This is a genomic window from Pseudomonas sp. JV245A, from assembly GCF_032424515.1.
Taxonomy (GTDB): domain Bacteria; phylum Pseudomonadota; class Gammaproteobacteria; order Pseudomonadales; family Pseudomonadaceae; genus Aquipseudomonas; species Aquipseudomonas protegens.
Map to the genome: position 1 here is coordinate 1 of NZ_VYKE01000125.1, position 15,693 is coordinate 15,693.

13 protein-coding genes and 1 riboswitch are annotated in these 15,693 nt (G+C 63.8%); of the genes, 11 read left to right on the forward strand and 2 right to left on the reverse strand.

Annotated features, from left to right (window positions below; genetic code table 11):
• The first annotated feature begins 89 nt into the window (after nt 1-89).
• The gene (gene waaA / locus F6S12_RS24495; protein WP_041115429.1) at nt 90-1,370 is read left to right on the forward strand and encodes a lipid IV(A) 3-deoxy-D-manno-octulosonic acid transferase; all 1,281 of its coding nucleotides are present in this window, start codon (nt 90-92) and stop codon (nt 1,368-1,370) included.
• Between the two features lie 110 nt (nt 1,371-1,480).
• On the opposite strand, the gene F6S12_RS24500 is transcribed toward waaA, so the two are convergent.
• On the reverse strand, nt 1,481-2,911 hold the full coding sequence (locus F6S12_RS24500) for a TolC family outer membrane protein (RefSeq protein ID WP_011058910.1): 1,431 nt from the start codon (nt 2,909-2,911) through the stop codon (nt 1,481-1,483).
• A gap of 197 nt (nt 2,912-3,108) precedes the next feature.
• A riboswitch (TPP riboswitch) is annotated at nt 3,109-3,213 on the forward strand.
• Nucleotides 3,214-3,376: 163 nt separating this feature from the next.
• Here F6S12_RS24500 and thiC point away from each other — a divergent pair.
• The gene (thiC, locus tag F6S12_RS24505; protein WP_015633923.1) at nt 3,377-5,266 is read left to right on the forward strand and encodes a phosphomethylpyrimidine synthase ThiC; all 1,890 of its coding nucleotides are present in this window, start codon (nt 3,377-3,379) and stop codon (nt 5,264-5,266) included.
• A 229-nt stretch (nt 5,267-5,495) separates the two neighbouring features.
• Nucleotides 5,496-6,788, forward strand: coding sequence for a putative hydroxymethylpyrimidine transporter CytX (cytX, locus tag F6S12_RS24510; protein ID WP_019093041.1), 1,293 nt, complete (start codon nt 5,496-5,498; stop codon nt 6,786-6,788).
• Here the strand turns inward: cytX and F6S12_RS24515 are convergent.
• Nucleotides 6,757-7,503, reverse strand: a complete 747-nt coding sequence (locus F6S12_RS24515; protein WP_065364879.1) for an RsiV family protein — start codon at nt 7,501-7,503, stop codon at nt 6,757-6,759. The two genes, cytX and F6S12_RS24515, sit on opposite strands and share 32 nt — an antisense overlap.
• Before the next feature lie 224 nt (nt 7,504-7,727).
• Between F6S12_RS24515 and F6S12_RS24520 the strand changes: the two genes are divergently transcribed.
• From F6S12_RS24520 to parC, 8 genes are all read left to right on the forward strand, one after another.
• Nucleotides 7,728-8,345, forward strand: coding sequence for an NUDIX domain-containing protein (locus F6S12_RS24520; protein ID WP_011058914.1), 618 nt, complete (start codon nt 7,728-7,730; stop codon nt 8,343-8,345).
• Nucleotides 8,336-8,788: a DUF1249 domain-containing protein gene (locus tag F6S12_RS24525; RefSeq protein ID WP_011058915.1), complete on the forward strand. Its 453-nt coding sequence runs from the start codon at nt 8,336-8,338 to the stop codon at nt 8,786-8,788. Before F6S12_RS24520 ends, F6S12_RS24525 begins: the two co-directional genes overlap by 10 nt.
• Before the next feature lie 99 nt (nt 8,789-8,887).
• Nucleotides 8,888-9,703: a 3',5'-cyclic-AMP phosphodiesterase gene (gene cpdA, locus F6S12_RS24530; RefSeq protein ID WP_041115433.1), complete on the forward strand. Its 816-nt coding sequence runs from the start codon at nt 8,888-8,890 to the stop codon at nt 9,701-9,703.
• Nucleotides 9,704-9,770: 67 nt separating this feature from the next.
• Nucleotides 9,771-10,379, forward strand: coding sequence for a YqiA/YcfP family alpha/beta fold hydrolase (locus F6S12_RS24535; protein WP_015633927.1), 609 nt, complete (start codon nt 9,771-9,773; stop codon nt 10,377-10,379).
• A 42-nt stretch (nt 10,380-10,421) separates the two neighbouring features.
• Nucleotides 10,422-12,326, forward strand: coding sequence for a DNA topoisomerase IV subunit B (gene parE / locus F6S12_RS24540; RefSeq protein WP_011058918.1), 1,905 nt, complete (start codon nt 10,422-10,424; stop codon nt 12,324-12,326).
• The gene (locus tag F6S12_RS24545; RefSeq protein ID WP_315869398.1) at nt 12,326-13,309 is read left to right on the forward strand and encodes an esterase-like activity of phytase family protein; all 984 of its coding nucleotides are present in this window, start codon (nt 12,326-12,328) and stop codon (nt 13,307-13,309) included. The genes parE and F6S12_RS24545 overlap by 1 nt, the downstream gene beginning before the upstream one ends.
• Nucleotides 13,306-13,827, forward strand: coding sequence for a TIGR02281 family clan AA aspartic protease (locus F6S12_RS24550; RefSeq protein ID WP_011058920.1), 522 nt, complete (start codon nt 13,306-13,308; stop codon nt 13,825-13,827). Before F6S12_RS24545 ends, F6S12_RS24550 begins: the two co-directional genes overlap by 4 nt.
• 7 nt (nt 13,828-13,834) lie before the next feature.
• On the forward strand, nt 13,835-15,693 hold a 1,859-nt coding region (parC, locus tag F6S12_RS24555; protein WP_315869399.1), incomplete at its 3' end, for a DNA topoisomerase IV subunit A.

Below are 15,693 nucleotides of genomic sequence, written 5' to 3' on the forward strand. Positions count from 1 at the left end.
ACCTCTGGGCCCCGCGGCGCACTGGCTGGCAGAACGTTTTGCCGTGCACCTGAAGGCGATCGGCTAAAAAACCGATAAACTCCGCCGCCATGAATAGAACTCTCTATACCGCATTGTTTTACCTGGGGCTGCCGTTGGTAGCGATCCGCCTGTGGCTGCGCTCGCGCAAGGCGCCGGCTTATGCCAAACGCATTGGCGAGCGTTTCTCTCTCGGCTTGCCGAGCATGCAACCCGGTGGCATCTGGGTGCATGCGGTGTCGGTGGGCGAGAGCATCGCTGCCGCGCCGATGATCCGGGCGCTGCTGGCGCGTTATCCACAGCTGCCGATTACCGTGACCTGCATGACTCCCACCGGCTCCGAGCGCATCCACGCGCTGTTTGCCAACGAGCCGCGGATCCAGCACTGCTACCTGCCCTACGACTTGCCTTGCGCCGCGGCGCGGTTTCTCGATCGGGTGCAGCCCAAGCTGGCGGTGATCATGGAAACCGAACTGTGGCCCAACCATATCGACCAGTGTGCCCGGCGCGGGATTCCGGTGGCCCTGGCCAATGCCCGGTTGTCCGAGCGTTCGGCCAAGGGCTATGGGCGTTTTGCTCGGCTGACCGCACCGATGCTGGCGCAGATGAGCCTGTTCGCGGTGCAGACCGAAGCCGAGGCCCAGCGTTTCCTCCGGCTTGGGGCTCGCCCAGAGACTGTGCAAGTGACCGGATCGATCAAGTTCGACCTGAGCATCGACCCGCAGTTGCTGCAGCGGGCCGCCGAGCTGCGCCAGCAATGGCAGGCCATGGAGCGCCCGGTGTGGATCGCCGCCAGTACCCACGAGGGCGAAGACGCGGTGGTGCTCGATGCTCACCGGCAACTGCTGGGCAATTACCCCAATGCCTTGCTGATCCTGGTGCCGCGGCACCCGGAGCGCTTCGACTCGGTGCATGAGCTGTGCCGGCAGCAGGGTTTTGCCACGGTACGCCGTTCTGCAGCCGAGCCGGTGCTTGCCACCACCTCGGTACTGCTGGGGGACACCATGGGCGAATTGCTGTTCCTCTATGCCCTGGCCGACAGCGCCTTTGTCGGCGGCAGCCTGGTGCCCAACGGTGGGCACAACCTGCTGGAGCCGGCGGCCCTGGCCAAGCCGGTGATCAGCGGGCCGCATCTGTTCAATTTCCTGGAAATCGCCGCGATGCTGCGTGAGGCCGGAGCCTTGCAGGAAGTGGACGATGCCGAGGGGCTCGCGGTGGCGGTGCAGCGTCTGTTCGAGCTACCCCAGGATGCGCGCAAGATGGCCGACGCCGGGCTCAAGGTGCTCAAGGCCAACCAGGGCGCCTTGCAACGGCTGCTCGACGGCCTTGGCCGCCTCCTGGGCAGGCACTGATCGTCGCCTTCTGTAGCCGCTGCCGCAGGCTGCGCAGTGGCCATAAAAGGCCGTTACACCGCCATGAAAAAGGCCACCCGCAAAGGTGGCCTTTTTCATGCTTGCGACCTTCAGGGGCGGGCCCTGAGCTGCTCCTGGGCGGCCTTGGCCAGGTCTGGCGGCAGGAAGTCGCGATCCGGGTTGTAGTCGGCCTTGAGATAGCGCGACAGGTCCTGCAGGTCCCCCGGGTTGAGGGTGCCGGCAGCCTGTTTCAGGCGCAGGTTGTCGAGGATGTAGTCGTAGCGGCTGTTGTTGTAGTTGCGCACCGAGGTGTACAGCTGGCGCTGGGCGTCGAGCACATCGACGATATTGCGCGTGCCCACCTGGTAGCCGATCTCCGTGGCCTCCACTGCGCTCTGGTTGGAAATGATCGACTGGCGCCGGGCCTGGACCTGCTCGACATCGGTGTTCACCGCGCGGTGCAGGTTGCGGGTGTTTTCCACCACCTGGCGGCGCAGGGATTCACGCTGTTGCTCGGTCTGGCTCAGGCGCGAGTAGGATTCACGCACCTGGGAGCTGGTCAGGCCGCCGCTGTAGATCGGAATGTTCAGTTGCAGGCCGATGGAGCGCTGTTCGACGTCGCTGCCGTAGCGCGTCAGCGGGTTGGGGTTGCTGAAGCCCAAAGCGTCGTTGTCGCCTTTCTTGTACTGCGCCACTGCGTCCAGGGTCGGGGCATGCCCGGCCTTGCGCTGCTTGAGGGTTTCCTCGGCGGCGCTGACTGCGTAGTTGCTGGCCAGCAGGTTGAGGTTCTGCTTGGCGGCGGTGTCCACCCAGGCCTTGGCGTCGTTGGGGGTCGGCGCCAGCACTGGCAGGGTATGGACGATGCCCTGGATCGAGTTGTACTCGCGGTTGGTCAGGGTGATCAGGGCCTCGAAGGCATCATCCACCTGGCGCTGGGCAAGGATCCGGTTGGCCCGCGCGGTATCGTAGCTGGCCTGGGATTGCAGGACGTCGGTCTTGTCCGACAGGCCCACGTCGAAGCGTTCGTTGGATTGGTCCAGCTGACGCTTGAAGGCCGCTTCCTCGGCCTTGGTCGAGGCCAGGTTGTCCTGGGCGCGCAACACCGCGAAGTAGTTCTCTGCGCTCTGCAGGATCAGGTTCTGCTCGGTGGCCGAGAGTTGCAGGGAAGCCTGTTCGTTGATGTCCTTGGCCGCCTGCAGCTGGAACCAGCGGTCGGCCCGGAACAGTGGCTGGGCCAGGGTCGCCTGGTAGACGTTGCCGCTGCGGGTAGAGGTCATCGACGGTTCGTCGAACTTGGTGCGGGTGTTGTTCATGTCCGCGCCGGCCGAAAGGTTGGGCAGCAACCCGGCACGAGCCTGGGGCACCACTTCCTTCTGGGCACCGTACTGGGCGCGCGCAGCGGCCAGATCGGCGTTGTTGTCCACCGCTTCCTGGTAGACGCTGACCAGATCGGTCTTGGTGGTCAAAGGCGCTTCTGCTGCCCAGGCCATTCCATTGGACGCACAAGACACGGCAACAGCCAGTGAGAGTTTGCGCAGCATTCGGCGATCCCTAGAGTTGATATTACGGCAATAATTCAGGCGCCAAGGCTAAGGCGCGACCCACAGAGCGTCAAGGTTCGACACAGGGCAACGAGTGTAGATGCGCTGGGGGGTGGCAACAATCCTGCAATTACGCCATTCATCATGCTGATCGTACGGGGGGTTGGCGTTCTGCTGTGGCTTTGTCTAGACTGGCCCGGTTCTTGTCGGGGTGCCTTGCTATGAGGCTGAGATCGGATAATCCGGATCCCGTTGAACCTGATCAGGTTAGCGCCTGCGTAGGGAACAAGATTTCTCGTCACCCGGCGAGTCCTCTTGTGCTTCGTCCGGGATGTTGTTCGACAATCGAACACCCCTCGAGTACCAAGCACTGCACTCACTAGTTGCCTAGCCAGGGTGCGTCCGTCCGTTACAGGTTCGCTCCGACAAAAATCCACTGCCTGGATGCTGTCTGGAGAGCCCGTGATGACTACAAAATTAAAAAACGCTAGCAACCTCAGTGAGTCGGCCCAAGTCGACCAACAATCGGTTCAGCCCTTTACCCGCTCGCAAAAAGTCTATGTCCAGGGTTCGCGCCCGGACATCCGCGTGCCCATGCGCGAAATCACCCTGGACGTGACCCCCACCGACTTCGGCGGCGAGATCAACGCCCCGGTGACCGTGTATGACACCTCCGGCCCTTACACCGATCCGAACGTGGTGATCGATGTGCGCAAGGGCCTGGGCGATGTGCGTTCGGCCTGGATCGAAGACCGTGGCGACACCGAGCGCCTGGCCGGCCTGAGCTCCAACTTCGGCCAGCAGCGCCTGGCCGACCCGGAGCTGACCAAGCTGCGCTTCGCCCACGTCAACAACCCGCGCCGGGCCAAGGCCGGGGCCAACGTCAGCCAGATGCACTACGCGCGCAAAGGCATCATCACCGCCGAGATGGAATACGTCGCCATCCGCGAAAACATGAAGCTGCAAGAGGCCCGTGCCGCCGGCCTGCTGAAGCAGCAACACGCCGGCCACAGCTTCGGCGCCAGCATCCCCAAGGAAATCACCGCCGAGTTCGTGCGTGAGGAAATCGCCCGTGGCCGCGCGATCATCCCGGCCAACATCAACCACGTCGAACTGGAACCGATGATCATCGGCCGCAACTTCCTGGTGAAGATCAACGGCAACATCGGCAACAGTGCCCTGGGTTCCTCGATCGAGGAAGAAGTGGCGAAACTGACCTGGGGCATCCGCTGGGGTTCGGACACGGTGATGGACCTGTCCACCGGCAAGCACATCCATGAAACCCGCGAGTGGATCATCCGCAACTCGCCGGTGCCGATCGGTACCGTACCGATCTACCAGGCCCTGGAAAAGGTCAACGGCGTGGCCGAGGACCTGACCTGGGAGCTGTTCCGCGACACCCTGATCGAGCAGGCCGAGCAGGGCGTGGACTACTTCACCATCCACGCAGGCGTCTTGCTGCGTTACGTGCCGCTGACCGCCAAGCGGGTCACCGGCATCGTGTCCCGGGGTGGCTCGATCATGGCCAAGTGGTGCCTGGCGCACCACAAGGAGAACTTCCTCTACACCCACTTCGACGAAATCTGCGAAATCATGAAGGCCTACGACGTCAGCTTCTCCCTGGGAGATGGACTGCGCCCGGGGTCGATTGCCGACGCCAACGACGAAGCCCAGTTCGGCGAACTGGAGACCCTCGGCGAGCTGACCAAGATCGCCTGGAAGCATGACGTGCAGTGCATGATCGAAGGCCCGGGCCACGTGCCGATGCAGTTGATCAAGGAGAACATGGACAAGCAGCTGGAGTGCTGCGACGAGGCGCCGTTCTACACCCTCGGCCCGCTGACTACCGACATTGCCCCCGGCTACGACCACATCACCTCCGGTATCGGTGCGGCGATGATCGGCTGGTTCGGCTGCGCCATGCTCTGCTACGTCACGCCCAAGGAACACCTGGGCCTGCCGAACAAGGATGACGTGAAGACCGGGATCATCACCTACAAGATCGCCGCGCATGCTGCGGATCTGGCGAAAGGTCACCCGGGCGCGCAGATCCGCGACAACGCCTTGTCCAAGGCGCGTTTCGAGTTCCGCTGGGAAGACCAGTTCAACCTCGGCCTGGACCCGGACACCGCCCGCTCGTACCACGACGAGACCCTGCCCAAGGATTCGGCCAAGGTCGCGCATTTCTGCTCCATGTGCGGGCCGAAGTTCTGCTCGATGAAGATCACCCAGGAAGTGCGTGAGTACGCAGCCAACCAGCGTATCGAAGCGGTGGATGTGGATGTCGCCAAGGGCCTGGCGGAACAGGCCGAGCGCTTCAAGCAGGAAGGCAGCCAGTTGTACAAGAAAGTCTGACCCCTCTGTGCAGGAGCGGGCTTGCCCGCGAACCAGGCGCCGCGCTCTCGACAAGGTGGCGCTTTCGCTGGCAAGCCGGCTCCTGCAGAGGCTGGGCGTTCGAGATAGCCCCCGTGAACATTCCTGTAGGAGCGGGCTTGCCCGCGAACCGGGCGCCGCGCTCTCGACAAGGTGGCGCTTTCGCCGGCAAGCCGGCTCCTGCAGACCCTATTCCTTCGAGATATCAACCTTGAGCAGTCCAATCAGTACCTACTCTCCCGATCTCGCGGTACCGGCCGACAAGCGCGTGTTTGGCGCCCGCGATCTGTTTTCCCTGTGGTTTTCCCTCGGTATCGGCCTGATGGTGCTGCAGACCGGCGCCTTGCTGGCGCCAGGCCTGGGGCTGGCCCATTCGCTGCTGGCGATCCTGCTCGGCACCGCGGTCGGCGTTCTGCTGCTGGCGGCGGTGGGGGTGATCGGCAGCGACACCGGCCTGTCGTCCATGGCTGCGCTCAAGCTCAGCCTGGGCCGGCGCGGTGCCAGCCTGCCGGCACTGTTGAACCTCTTACAACTGGTGGGCTGGGGCTCGTTTGAAATCATCGTCATGCGCGATGCCGCGAGCCTCCTGGGCAGCCGGGCCTTCAGCGAAGGCAGCCTGCTGGCCAACCCGTTGCTCTGGACCCTGTTTTTCGGTGCCCTGGCCACCTTGCTGGCGGTCAGCGGGCCCTTGACCTTCGTCCGGCAGATCCTGCGCAAATGGGGAATCTGGTTGTTGTTGGCCGCCTGCCTGTGGCTGACCTGGAACCTCTTCGCCCGAGCCGACCTGGCGGCGCTCTGGGCCCAGGCCGGGGACGGCTCGATGCCGTTCGCCGTGGGCTTCGATATCGCCATCGCCATGCCCTTGTCCTGGTTGCCGCTGATCGCTGACTACTCGCGGTTCGGCAAGCGCGCCAAGAGCGTGTTCGGCGGCACGGCCCTGGGCTTTTTCATCGGCAATTTCTGGTTGATGAGCCTGGGCGTCGCCTACACCCTGGCCTTCGCTCCCAGTGGTGAAGTGAATGCCTTGCTGCTGGCGCTGGCCGGGGCCGGGCTGGGGATTCCGTTGCTGCTGATTCTGCTGGACGAATCGGAGAACGCCTTTGCCGATATCCATTCGGCGGCGGTTTCCAGCGGCATCCTGCTGCGCCTCAAGGTCGAGCACCTGGCGCTGGCCATAGGCGTGCTCTGCACCCTGATCGCCTGCCTGGCGCCGTTGGCCCAGTACCAGAACTTCCTGTTGCTGATCGGCTCGGTATTCGCGCCGCTGTTTGGCGTGGTGCTGGTGGATCACTTCATCCTGCGTCGGCGCTCGGGGCAGAACCCGGCGTCAGCCTTGCGCTGGCCGGCGCTGCTGGCCTGGCTGGGTGGGGTGAGCACCTATCATCTGTTGGCCAATCTGTACCCGGATATCGGCGCAACCCTGCCGTCACTGGTGCTGGCAGGGCTGCTGCAATGGCTGTTGGGCCGGGCTTTCAGTTACCGCCAGGAAACAGCTCGGGCTTGAGCACGCCCTTGAGGCGGTCGTAGGGGATCTGCAGTTCGATGTGGCCCAGGACCGAGGGCGCGATGGTGGTGACGTCGTACTTGAGGGTCACGGCGTTACGGGTCAGCGCTACGTTCTGGGTCTTCTGGAAGGGCCAGGTCTTCACGAACTCGGCCTCGCGATCCAGGTGAGTGCTGATCAGCCAGTTGTTATGGGCGACCCGCGCGGCCTTCCAGAACATCTCTTCCTGGCCGGGCAGGAGCATGTCCGCCAGGTTCAGGGCCTTGTGCTGCTGGCGTGAATAGTTGACGAAGCCACGGCCCGGGGTGCCGTTGGCAGCGCCGGTGTCCAGGTAACTGGCCAGTTCGATGATCACCAGGCCGTCATGCTGCTCGCGTAGCTTGGATTGCAGGTACATGCCGTGGCGGTCCGGCGCGCTGCGCAGGAACTGCTCGCGATAGGCCGCAAGGCTGGCCGGCAGCGCAGCATCGGGGCTGGTGCGGGTCATTTGCAGCAGGCGCTTTTCGACGATGGCATCCAACTGCGGTTCGGCGGGGAAGTGCACGGTGTCGAGGTTGACCAGCGGGCAGTCGGCGCCGCTACAGCCGGGCTTGAGTTGTTCGGACTTGTCCCGGGTGGTTTCCAGCGGGGTCATGTAGCTGGGTTGAAACAGGCTTTGGCAGGCACCCAGGGTCAGGGCGATACAGGCCACGGAGGCGATTTTGACAAGCGACATGGGCGTCCTTCATAAACCAGGGGGAGGCAAAAGTTACCGGCTTCGACTGCCAGCGAGGCAGTCGGTTCGCCACTAAGCTCAATAGAGGCAATTAGAGTAGGTTTAGCCCCTCGCCGTCTATCCCGCTGAGGGTAAAGGGGCTGCATGATCAGCTGCGAGCGCGTTAGGATGGCGCGAAGTCGAGGGGGATCCTCGGATTGAACACGCTGTACACGAGGATTGTTATGACTGACTTTGCCAACTCCACGCCGAGTGCCGTCGAGATCATCCGGCGCGAAAACTGTTTCCAGGGTTTCTACCGGCTCGATCGCCTGCAACTGCGTCATGAGCTGTTCGCCGGTGGCATGGGGCGTGAAATCAATCGTGAAGTCTTTGTCCGTCACGATGCGGTCTGCGTACTGCCGTACGATCCGCAGCGCGATGAGGTGGTGCTGATCGAACAGTTCCGCGTCGGTGCCATGGGCAAGACGGCTTCGCCCTGGCTGGTGGAACTGGTGGCCGGGCTGATCGACAAGGACGAGCAGCCGGAACAGGTTGCCCGCCGCGAGGCGCAGGAGGAAGCTGGCCTGGACATCTCGGCGCTGTGGCCGATGACCCAGTACTTCCCGTCGCCCGGTGGCAGCACCGAATTCGTCCATCTGTACCTGGGGCGTTGCGACAGCAGCGCCGCCGGTGGGCTGCATGGGCTGGAGGAAGAGGCGGAAGACATTCGGGTGTGCGTGATGGCCTATGAGGATGCCTTGCAGGCCATGCGCGACGGGCGGATTTGCAATGCCGCCAGCATCATTGCCTTGCAGTGGCTGGCGCTCAATCGCGCGGAAGTGAGGGGGTTATGGTCGTAAACAAGGTACGCGACCGCTATCGGGTGGATCTCGCGGGGCTGCAAGCTTCCTGCGAGGCCAACTACGCCCGGCTGATGCGCCTGCTGCCCGACATGCGCAACCAGCCCGTGGCGCGGCGCATCGCCGTGACCCAGGGTGACCAGATGCTCGGCGTACTGGCCCTGGAGGTGGTACTGGCCTGCCCGTATACCACCACCTTGCAGGTGCGCCAGGAGCACAGCCTGCCCTGGCTGCCTGTGCCGCAGCTGGAAGTGCAGGTCTATCACGACGCGCGCATGGCGGAAGTCATCAGTGCCGAACATGCCCGGCGTTTTCGCAGCATCTATCCCTATCCCAATGCCTTCATGCACCAGCCTGATGAAAAGGCCCAGCTGAACGTGTTCCTCGGCGAGTGGCTGAGCCACTGCCTGGCCTGCGGTCACGAGTTCGAAGCCGTGCGCTAGATGTGAACTGGGTCCGCTTCCCAGGTTTCCTCTTTTTCACTTCCCCCAGCATAATTGCCCCCTTCTTCACGCTTTGTGATCTTGCTCCGGGAGAACGCCGTGCCAAGCGTATCCGCACTGACTGCCGCCGACCCCGTGTTGCTGGTGCAGCTGTCCGATAGCCATCTGTTTGCCGAGACGGACGGCACGCTCTTGGGCATGAACACCGCCGACAGCCTGCAACGGGTCATCGACCTGGTGCTGGCGCAGCAGCCACGGATCGACCTGATGCTGGCCACCGGCGACCTGTCCCAGGACGGCACGCTGGAGTCCTATCAACGCTTTCGCCAACTGACCCGGCAGATTGCCGCCCCAGGCCGCTGGCTGCCGGGCAACCACGACGAACCGCAGGTCATGGAGCAGGCCGCCAGCGGCAGTGACTTGCTGGACCCGGTGGTGGACATCGGCAACTGGCGCATCACCCTGCTGGACTCGGCGGTGCCGGGTTCGGTACCGGGTTATCTGCAGGATGAGCAGTTGCAACTGCTGACCCGCTCCCTGCGCGAAGCACCAGAGCGGCACCACCTGGTCTGCCTGCATCACCATCCGGTGTCCATCGATTGCGCCTGGATGGAGCCCATCGGCCTGCGCAATGCCCAGGCGCTGTTTGCCGTGATCGACGCTTTCCCCCAGGTGCGCGCCGTGCTCTGGGGGCATGTTCACCAGGAGATCGATCGCCTGCGGGGCGACGTGCGGCTATTGGCCTCACCTTCCACCTGCATCCAGTTCGAGCCCTTGAGCGACGACTTCAAGGTCGAGGAGCAGGTGCCGGGCTACCGTTGGTTGCGGCTGCTGCCCGATGGACGGCTGGAAACCGGCGTGCAGCGGGTCGAAGGCTATGAATTCACCATCGACTACGGTAGCGAAGGCTACTGAAGCGGCTGCGTAACCTGGCCCCATCCCTGTAAACTGCGGCTTTTGCCCAGGTGCACAGGGAGCTCGCATGTCCGGTTCGATCCTCTATATCCACGGCTTCAACAGTGCTCCGGCATCGACCAAGGCCTCCCAGTTGCGCCAGGTCATGGAGCAGCTCGGCCTGGCCGGGCAACTGCGGGTGCCGGCCCTGCATCACCATCCGCGCCAGGCCATTGGCCAGCTGGAACAGGCGATTGCCGAACTCGGTCGTCCATTGCTGGTCGGCAGCTCGCTCGGCGGCTACTATGCGACTCACCTTGCCGAGCGCTATGGTCTGAAGGCCCTGCTGATCAACCCTGCTGTCAGCCCGCACCGGATGTTCGACGGTTATCTGGGCACGCAGAAGAACCTGTACACCGACGAGACCTGGGAGCTGACCCACGACCATGTCGCGGCCCTGGCAGCGCTGGAAGTGGCGCCACCCCAGGACCCTGAGCGTTATCAGGTGTGGTTGCAGACCGGGGACGAGACGCTGGACTATCGCAGCGCCGAGCGCTACTACCGCGCCTGCGCCTTGCGCATACAGGCCGGCGGCGATCATAGTTTCCAAGGTTTTGCCGGACAATTGCCGGCGATGTTGAATTTTGCCGGCATCACTGCCGATCAGTACCAGGCGATCGACTTCACTGCACTGTGAGCCTTCGCCCCATATTCATTGAACGACTAACGACGAGAACCCATGGCCACTCCCAGCGCTAGCTCTTATAACGCAGACGCCATCGAAGTCCTCTCGGGACTCGACCCGGTGCGCAAACGCCCGGGCATGTACACCGACACCACGCGGCCCAACCATTTGGCCCAGGAAGTCATCGACAACAGCGTCGACGAAGCCCTGGCCGGCCATGCGAAGTCGATACAGGTCATCCTGCACGCCGACCATTCCCTGGAAGTGTCCGACGACGGCCGCGGCATGCCCGTGGACATCCACCCGGAAGAAGGCGTGTCCGGGATCGAGCTGATCCTCACCAAGCTCCACGCCGGCGGCAAGTTCTCCAACAAGAACTACCAGTTCTCCGGCGGTCTGCACGGGGTGGGCATCTCCGTGGTCAACGCCTTGTCGAACCAGGTACGGGTGCGGGTCAAGCGCGACGGCAACGAATACCAGATGACTTTCGCCGACGGCTACAAGGCCACCGAGCTGGAAGTGGTCGGCACCGTGGGCAAGCGCAACACCGGCACCAGCGTGTACTTCGCTCCGGACCCAAAATACTTCGACTCGCCGAAATTCTCCGTCAGCCGTCTCAAGCACGTGCTCAAGGCCAAGGCCGTACTCTGCCCGGGGCTGCTGGTGAGCTTCGAGGACAAGTCCAGCGGCGAGAAGGTCGAGTGGCACTACGAAGATGGCCTGCGCTCCTACCTGGTGGATGCGGTCAGTGAATTCGAACGCCTGCCGGCCGAGCCGTTCTGCGGCAGCCTGGCAGGGAACAAGGAAGCGGTGGACTGGGCCCTGTTGTGGCTGCCCGAAGGCGGCGACAGCGTCCAGGAAAGCTACGTCAACCTGATCCCCACGGCCCAGGGCGGCACCCATGTCAACGGCCTGCGCCAGGGCCTGCTGGATGCCATGCGCGAGTTCTGCGAGTTCCGCAACCTGCTGCCCCGCGGCCTGAAGCTGGCCCCGGAAGACGTCTGGGAGCGCATTGCCTTTGTCCTGTCGATGAAAATGCAGGATGCGCAGTTCTCCGGCCAGACCAAGGAGCGCCTGTCATCCCGCGAGGCGGCGGCGTTCGTTTCCGGTGTGGTCAAGGACGCCTTCAGCCTGTGGCTCAACGCCAACCCCGAGCTGGGCATGCAACTGGCGGAGCTGGCCATCAGCAACGCCGGGCGCCGCTTGAAGGCCAGCAAGAAGGTCGAGCGCAAGCGCATTACCCAGGGCCCGGCGCTGCCAGGCAAGCTGGCGGACTGTGCCGGCCAGGACCCGATGCGCTCCGAGCTGTTCCTGGTGGAGGGTGACTCCGCCGGCGGTTCGGCCAAGCAGGCGCGGGACAAGGAATTCCAGGCGATCCTGCCGTTGCGCGGCAAGATCCTCAACACCTGGGAAGTGGACGGCAGCGAGGTCCTGGCCAGCCAGGAAGTGCACAACATCGCCGTGGCCATCGGGGTCGATCCGGGCGCCGAGGACATGAGCCAGCTGCGCTACGGCAAGATCTGCATCCTCGCCGACGCCGACTCCGACGGCTTGCACATCGCTACCTTGCTGTGTGCCTTGTTCGTCCAGCATTTCCGTCCGCTGGTGGATGCCGGTCACGTCTACGTGGCCATGCCGCCGCTGTACCGCATCGACCTGGGCAAGGAGATCTACTACGCCCTGGATGAAGCCGAGCGCGACGGCATTCTCGACCGCCTGGTGGCCGAGAAGAAGCGCGGCAAGCCACAGGTCACCCGATTCAAAGGGCTGGGTGAAATGAACCCGCCGCAACTGCGCGAGACCACCATGGACCCGAACACCCGGCGCCTGGTGCAGTTGACCCTGGACGACGTCGAGGCCACCGCGGAAATCATGGACATGCTGCTGGCCAAGAAGCGCGCCGGTGATCGCAAGTCCTGGCTGGAGTCCAAGGGCAACCTGGCCGAGGTGCTGGCCTGATGCACAGAGGTTTTGCCCTGGCCCTGGCGCTATTGGCAACCTCGGTGGTGGCCGCGCCGGCGCCCGAACTGAAACTGCTGTCCGAGCATCCTGTGGAAGGCATGCGCGGCGGCAATCTGTCCGGGCTGGCGCTGTGTGGTCAGGAGCTCTGGACCGTCTCCGATCGCGACGACGAGCAGATCTACAGGCTCGATACCCGTAACACTGTCTGGCAGGCCGAGACCGTCGGGATCGAGGTGCCTGCGGTGCCGGATTCCGGCTTGCCCTGGGGCTTGAAGGTGCGGACCTGGGCGGCGTCCTTCGTGCGTGGCGGCGACCTGGATTTCGAGGGCATCACCTGTGATGCCGCCGGCAACAAATATGTGGTCAGCGAAGCCCATGCCGCGGTGCTGCAGGTTCCGGCGCAAGGCGCGCCGGCCTGGTTGAAGATTTCCCCGATCATGGTGCGCGAAGCCCGTGCCAGCGGCATGCTGCTGCACTTCAATGCCCTGTTCGAAGGGCTGGCGGTCAACCCTGCCGGGGATCGGATCTGGCTGGCGGCGGAACGCGAGCGGCGCGGGCTGCTGTTGATCAAGCGTGGCCAGACCACCTGGGACTGCGATGGCGGTTGCGTGCTGCTCAGTGAAGCAGGGGCGCTAATGCAGCCTGAGCAGGTGCCCAACGCCAAGGCCGTATCCCGTGACTTTGCCGACCTGTCGCTGTTCGACGGCAAGCTGTACACCCTGGAGCGCAACGCCTATCAGATCTGTCGCCGGGACGCGCTGAGCGCCAAGGTCGAGCAGTGCTGGTCGTATGCTGGTGAAGCACTGGTGGAGCATCGGCGTTATCCACAACCCTACGGGTTGGCGGAAGCCCTGGTGGTGGACGCCAAGGGCGCCTGGATTGGCCTGGACAACAACAACGGTGCTCGCGCCGACGGCGAGGCCCGACCGATCGTCTGGCGTTTTGCAGCTCCCGAAGGCGGCTGGAGTGCCAAGCCGTGAGCCAGCAACCGGGCAAGAGTGCCGGGCGGGTGATGCTGATCATGGCCTGGGCGGCGGCGCTGTTCCTGGCCACGCGGTTCTTTGCCGACTGGGAAGCGCACCAGGAGAACCCCAACACTGTCGTCAGTTCGCAACAACATGAGGGTTACATCGAAGTGCAACTGGCGGGCAATCGCCAGGGGCATTTCGTCGCCAGCGGCCATATCAACGGGCGGCCGGTGCAATTCATGCTCGACACCGGGGCCACCGATGTCTCGGTACCTGCGGATCTCGCTGAACGTCTGGGCCTGGAGCGCGGTGCGCCGGTCACCCTGAGCACGGCCAATGGGCGCAGCGAAGGTTATCGGACCCGTATCGAACTCCTGCAGCTGGGGGATATCGTGCTGCGGGACGTGGCCGCGCTGGTGGCGCCGGGGCTCGACGGCGACCAGGTTCTGCTGGGCATGAGCGCTTTGAAAAAACTTGAATTTACTCAGCGCGGCGGCAGCATGCTGCTGCGCCAGACTACGAACCAATGAGGCCCGCATGAGCGACTCCCTTGATCTCAGCCTGGATGGCGTAGAACGCCGGTCACTGGCTGACTTCACCGAAAATGCCTACCTCAACTACTCCATGTACGTGATCATGGACCGTGCTCTGCCGCATATCGGCGACGGCCTGAAACCGGTACAGCGGCGTATCGTCTACGCCATGAGTGAGCTGGGGCTGGATGCCGATTCCAAGCACAAGAAATCCGCGCGTACCGTGGGTGACGTGCTCGGCAAGTTCCACCCGCACGGCGATTCGGCCTGTTATGAGGCCATGGTGCTGATGGCCCAGCCGTTCAGCTACCGCTACACGCTGGTGGACGGCCAGGGCAACTGGGGTGCGCCGGACGATCCCAAGTCCTTCGCTGCCATGCGTTACACCGAGGCGCGCCTGTCGCGCTATTCCGAAGTGCTGCTCAGCGAACTGGGCCAGGGCACTGCGGACTGGGGGCCGAACTTCGACGGCACGCTGCAGGAGCCTCTGGTACTGCCGGCACGCCTGCCGAACATCCTGCTCAACGGCACCACCGGCATCGCCGTGGGCATGGCCACCGACGTGCCCCCGCACAACCTGCGGGAAGTGGCTTCGGCCTGCGTGCGTTTGCTGGATGAGCCCAAGGCCACGGTCGAGCAGCTCTGCGAGCATATCCAAGGCCCGGACTACCCCACCGAAGCCGAGATCATCACCCCGCGTGCCGACCTGCTGAAGATCTACGAAACCGGCCGTGGCTCGGTACGCATGCGCGCCGTGTACCGGGTCGAGGACGGCGACATCATCGTTACCGCGCTGCCGCACCAGGTCTCCGGGGCCAAGGTGCTGGAACAGATCGCCGGCCAGATGCAGGCCAAGAAGCTGCCGATGGTGGCCGACCTGCGTGACGAGTCGGACCATGAGAACCCGTGCCGCATCGTGATCATCCCGCGCTCCAACCGGGTCGACGCCGATGAGTTGATGCAGCACCTGTTCGCCACCACCGAGCTGGAATCCACCTACCGGGTCAACATCAACATCATTGGCCTGGACGGCAAGCCGCAGTTGAAGAACCTGCGGGCCCTGCTGGTGGAGTGGCTGGAGTTCCGGGTCACCACCGTGCGTCGCCGGCTGCAGTTCCGCCTGGACAAGGTCGAGCGTCGCCTGCATCTGTTGGACGGTTTGCTGATTGCCTACCTCAACCTGGATGAAGTGATCCACATCATCCGTACCGAGGAGCATCCACGGGCCAAGCTGATCGAGCGTTTCGCCCTGAGCGAAATCCAGGCCGACTACATCCTCGACACGCGCCTGCGCCAATTGGCGCGTCTGGAAGAGATGAAGCTGCGGGCCGAACAGGATGAGTTGCTCAAGGAGCAGGCCAAGCTGCAAGCCTTGCTCAACAGCGAAGCCAAACTGAAGAAGCTGGTGCGCACTGAGTTGCTGCAAGACGCAGAAACCTACGGCGATGACCGCCGTTCGCCGATCGTCGCCCGGGCCGAGGCCAAGGCGCTGTCGGAAAACGAGCTGATGCCTACCGAGCCGGTGACTATCGTTCTGTCGGAAAAAGGCTGGGTGCGTTGCGCCAAGGGGCATGATATTGACGCCACTGGTCTGTCCTACAAGGCCGGCGATGGCTACAAGACCGCCGCGCCCGGGCGTTCCAACCAGTTCGCGGTGTTCATCGACTCCACCGGGCGCAGTTACTCGGTGGCGGCCCATACGCTGCCATCGGCCCGGGGTCAGGGCGAGCCGCTGACCGGCCGTCTGACGCCGCCGCCGGGTGCGACGTTCGAATGCGTGCTGCTGCCGGATGACGATGCCTTGTATGTGATCGCTTCTGACGCCGGCTACGGCTTCGTGGTCAAGGGCGAGGACCTGCAGGC

Bases quoted from the DNA above. Each gene is read 5' to 3' on its own strand.
- F6S12_RS24515 (WP_065364879.1), bottom strand. From the start codon at position 7,503: ATGTCGCTTGTCAAAATCGCCTCCGTGGCCTGTATCGCCCTGACCCTG.
- F6S12_RS24535 (WP_015633927.1), top strand. From the start codon at position 9,771: ATGTCCGGTTCGATCCTCTATATCCACGGCTTCAACAGTGCTCCGGCA.
- F6S12_RS24520 (WP_011058914.1), top strand. From the start codon at position 7,728: ATGACTGACTTTGCCAACTCCACGCCGAGTGCCGTCGAGATCATCCGG.
- thiC (WP_015633923.1), top strand. From the start codon at position 3,377: ATGACTACAAAATTAAAAAACGCTAGCAACCTCAGTGAGTCGGCCCAA.
- parE (WP_011058918.1), top strand. From the start codon at position 10,422: ATGGCCACTCCCAGCGCTAGCTCTTATAACGCAGACGCCATCGAAGTC.
- F6S12_RS24525 (WP_011058915.1), top strand. From the start codon at position 8,336: ATGGTCGTAAACAAGGTACGCGACCGCTATCGGGTGGATCTCGCGGGG.
- F6S12_RS24500 (WP_011058910.1), bottom strand. From the start codon at position 2,911: ATGCTGCGCAAACTCTCACTGGCTGTTGCCGTGTCTTGTGCGTCCAAT.
- waaA (WP_041115429.1), top strand. From the start codon at position 90: ATGAATAGAACTCTCTATACCGCATTGTTTTACCTGGGGCTGCCGTTG.
- F6S12_RS24545 (WP_315869398.1), top strand. From the start codon at position 12,326: ATGCACAGAGGTTTTGCCCTGGCCCTGGCGCTATTGGCAACCTCGGTG.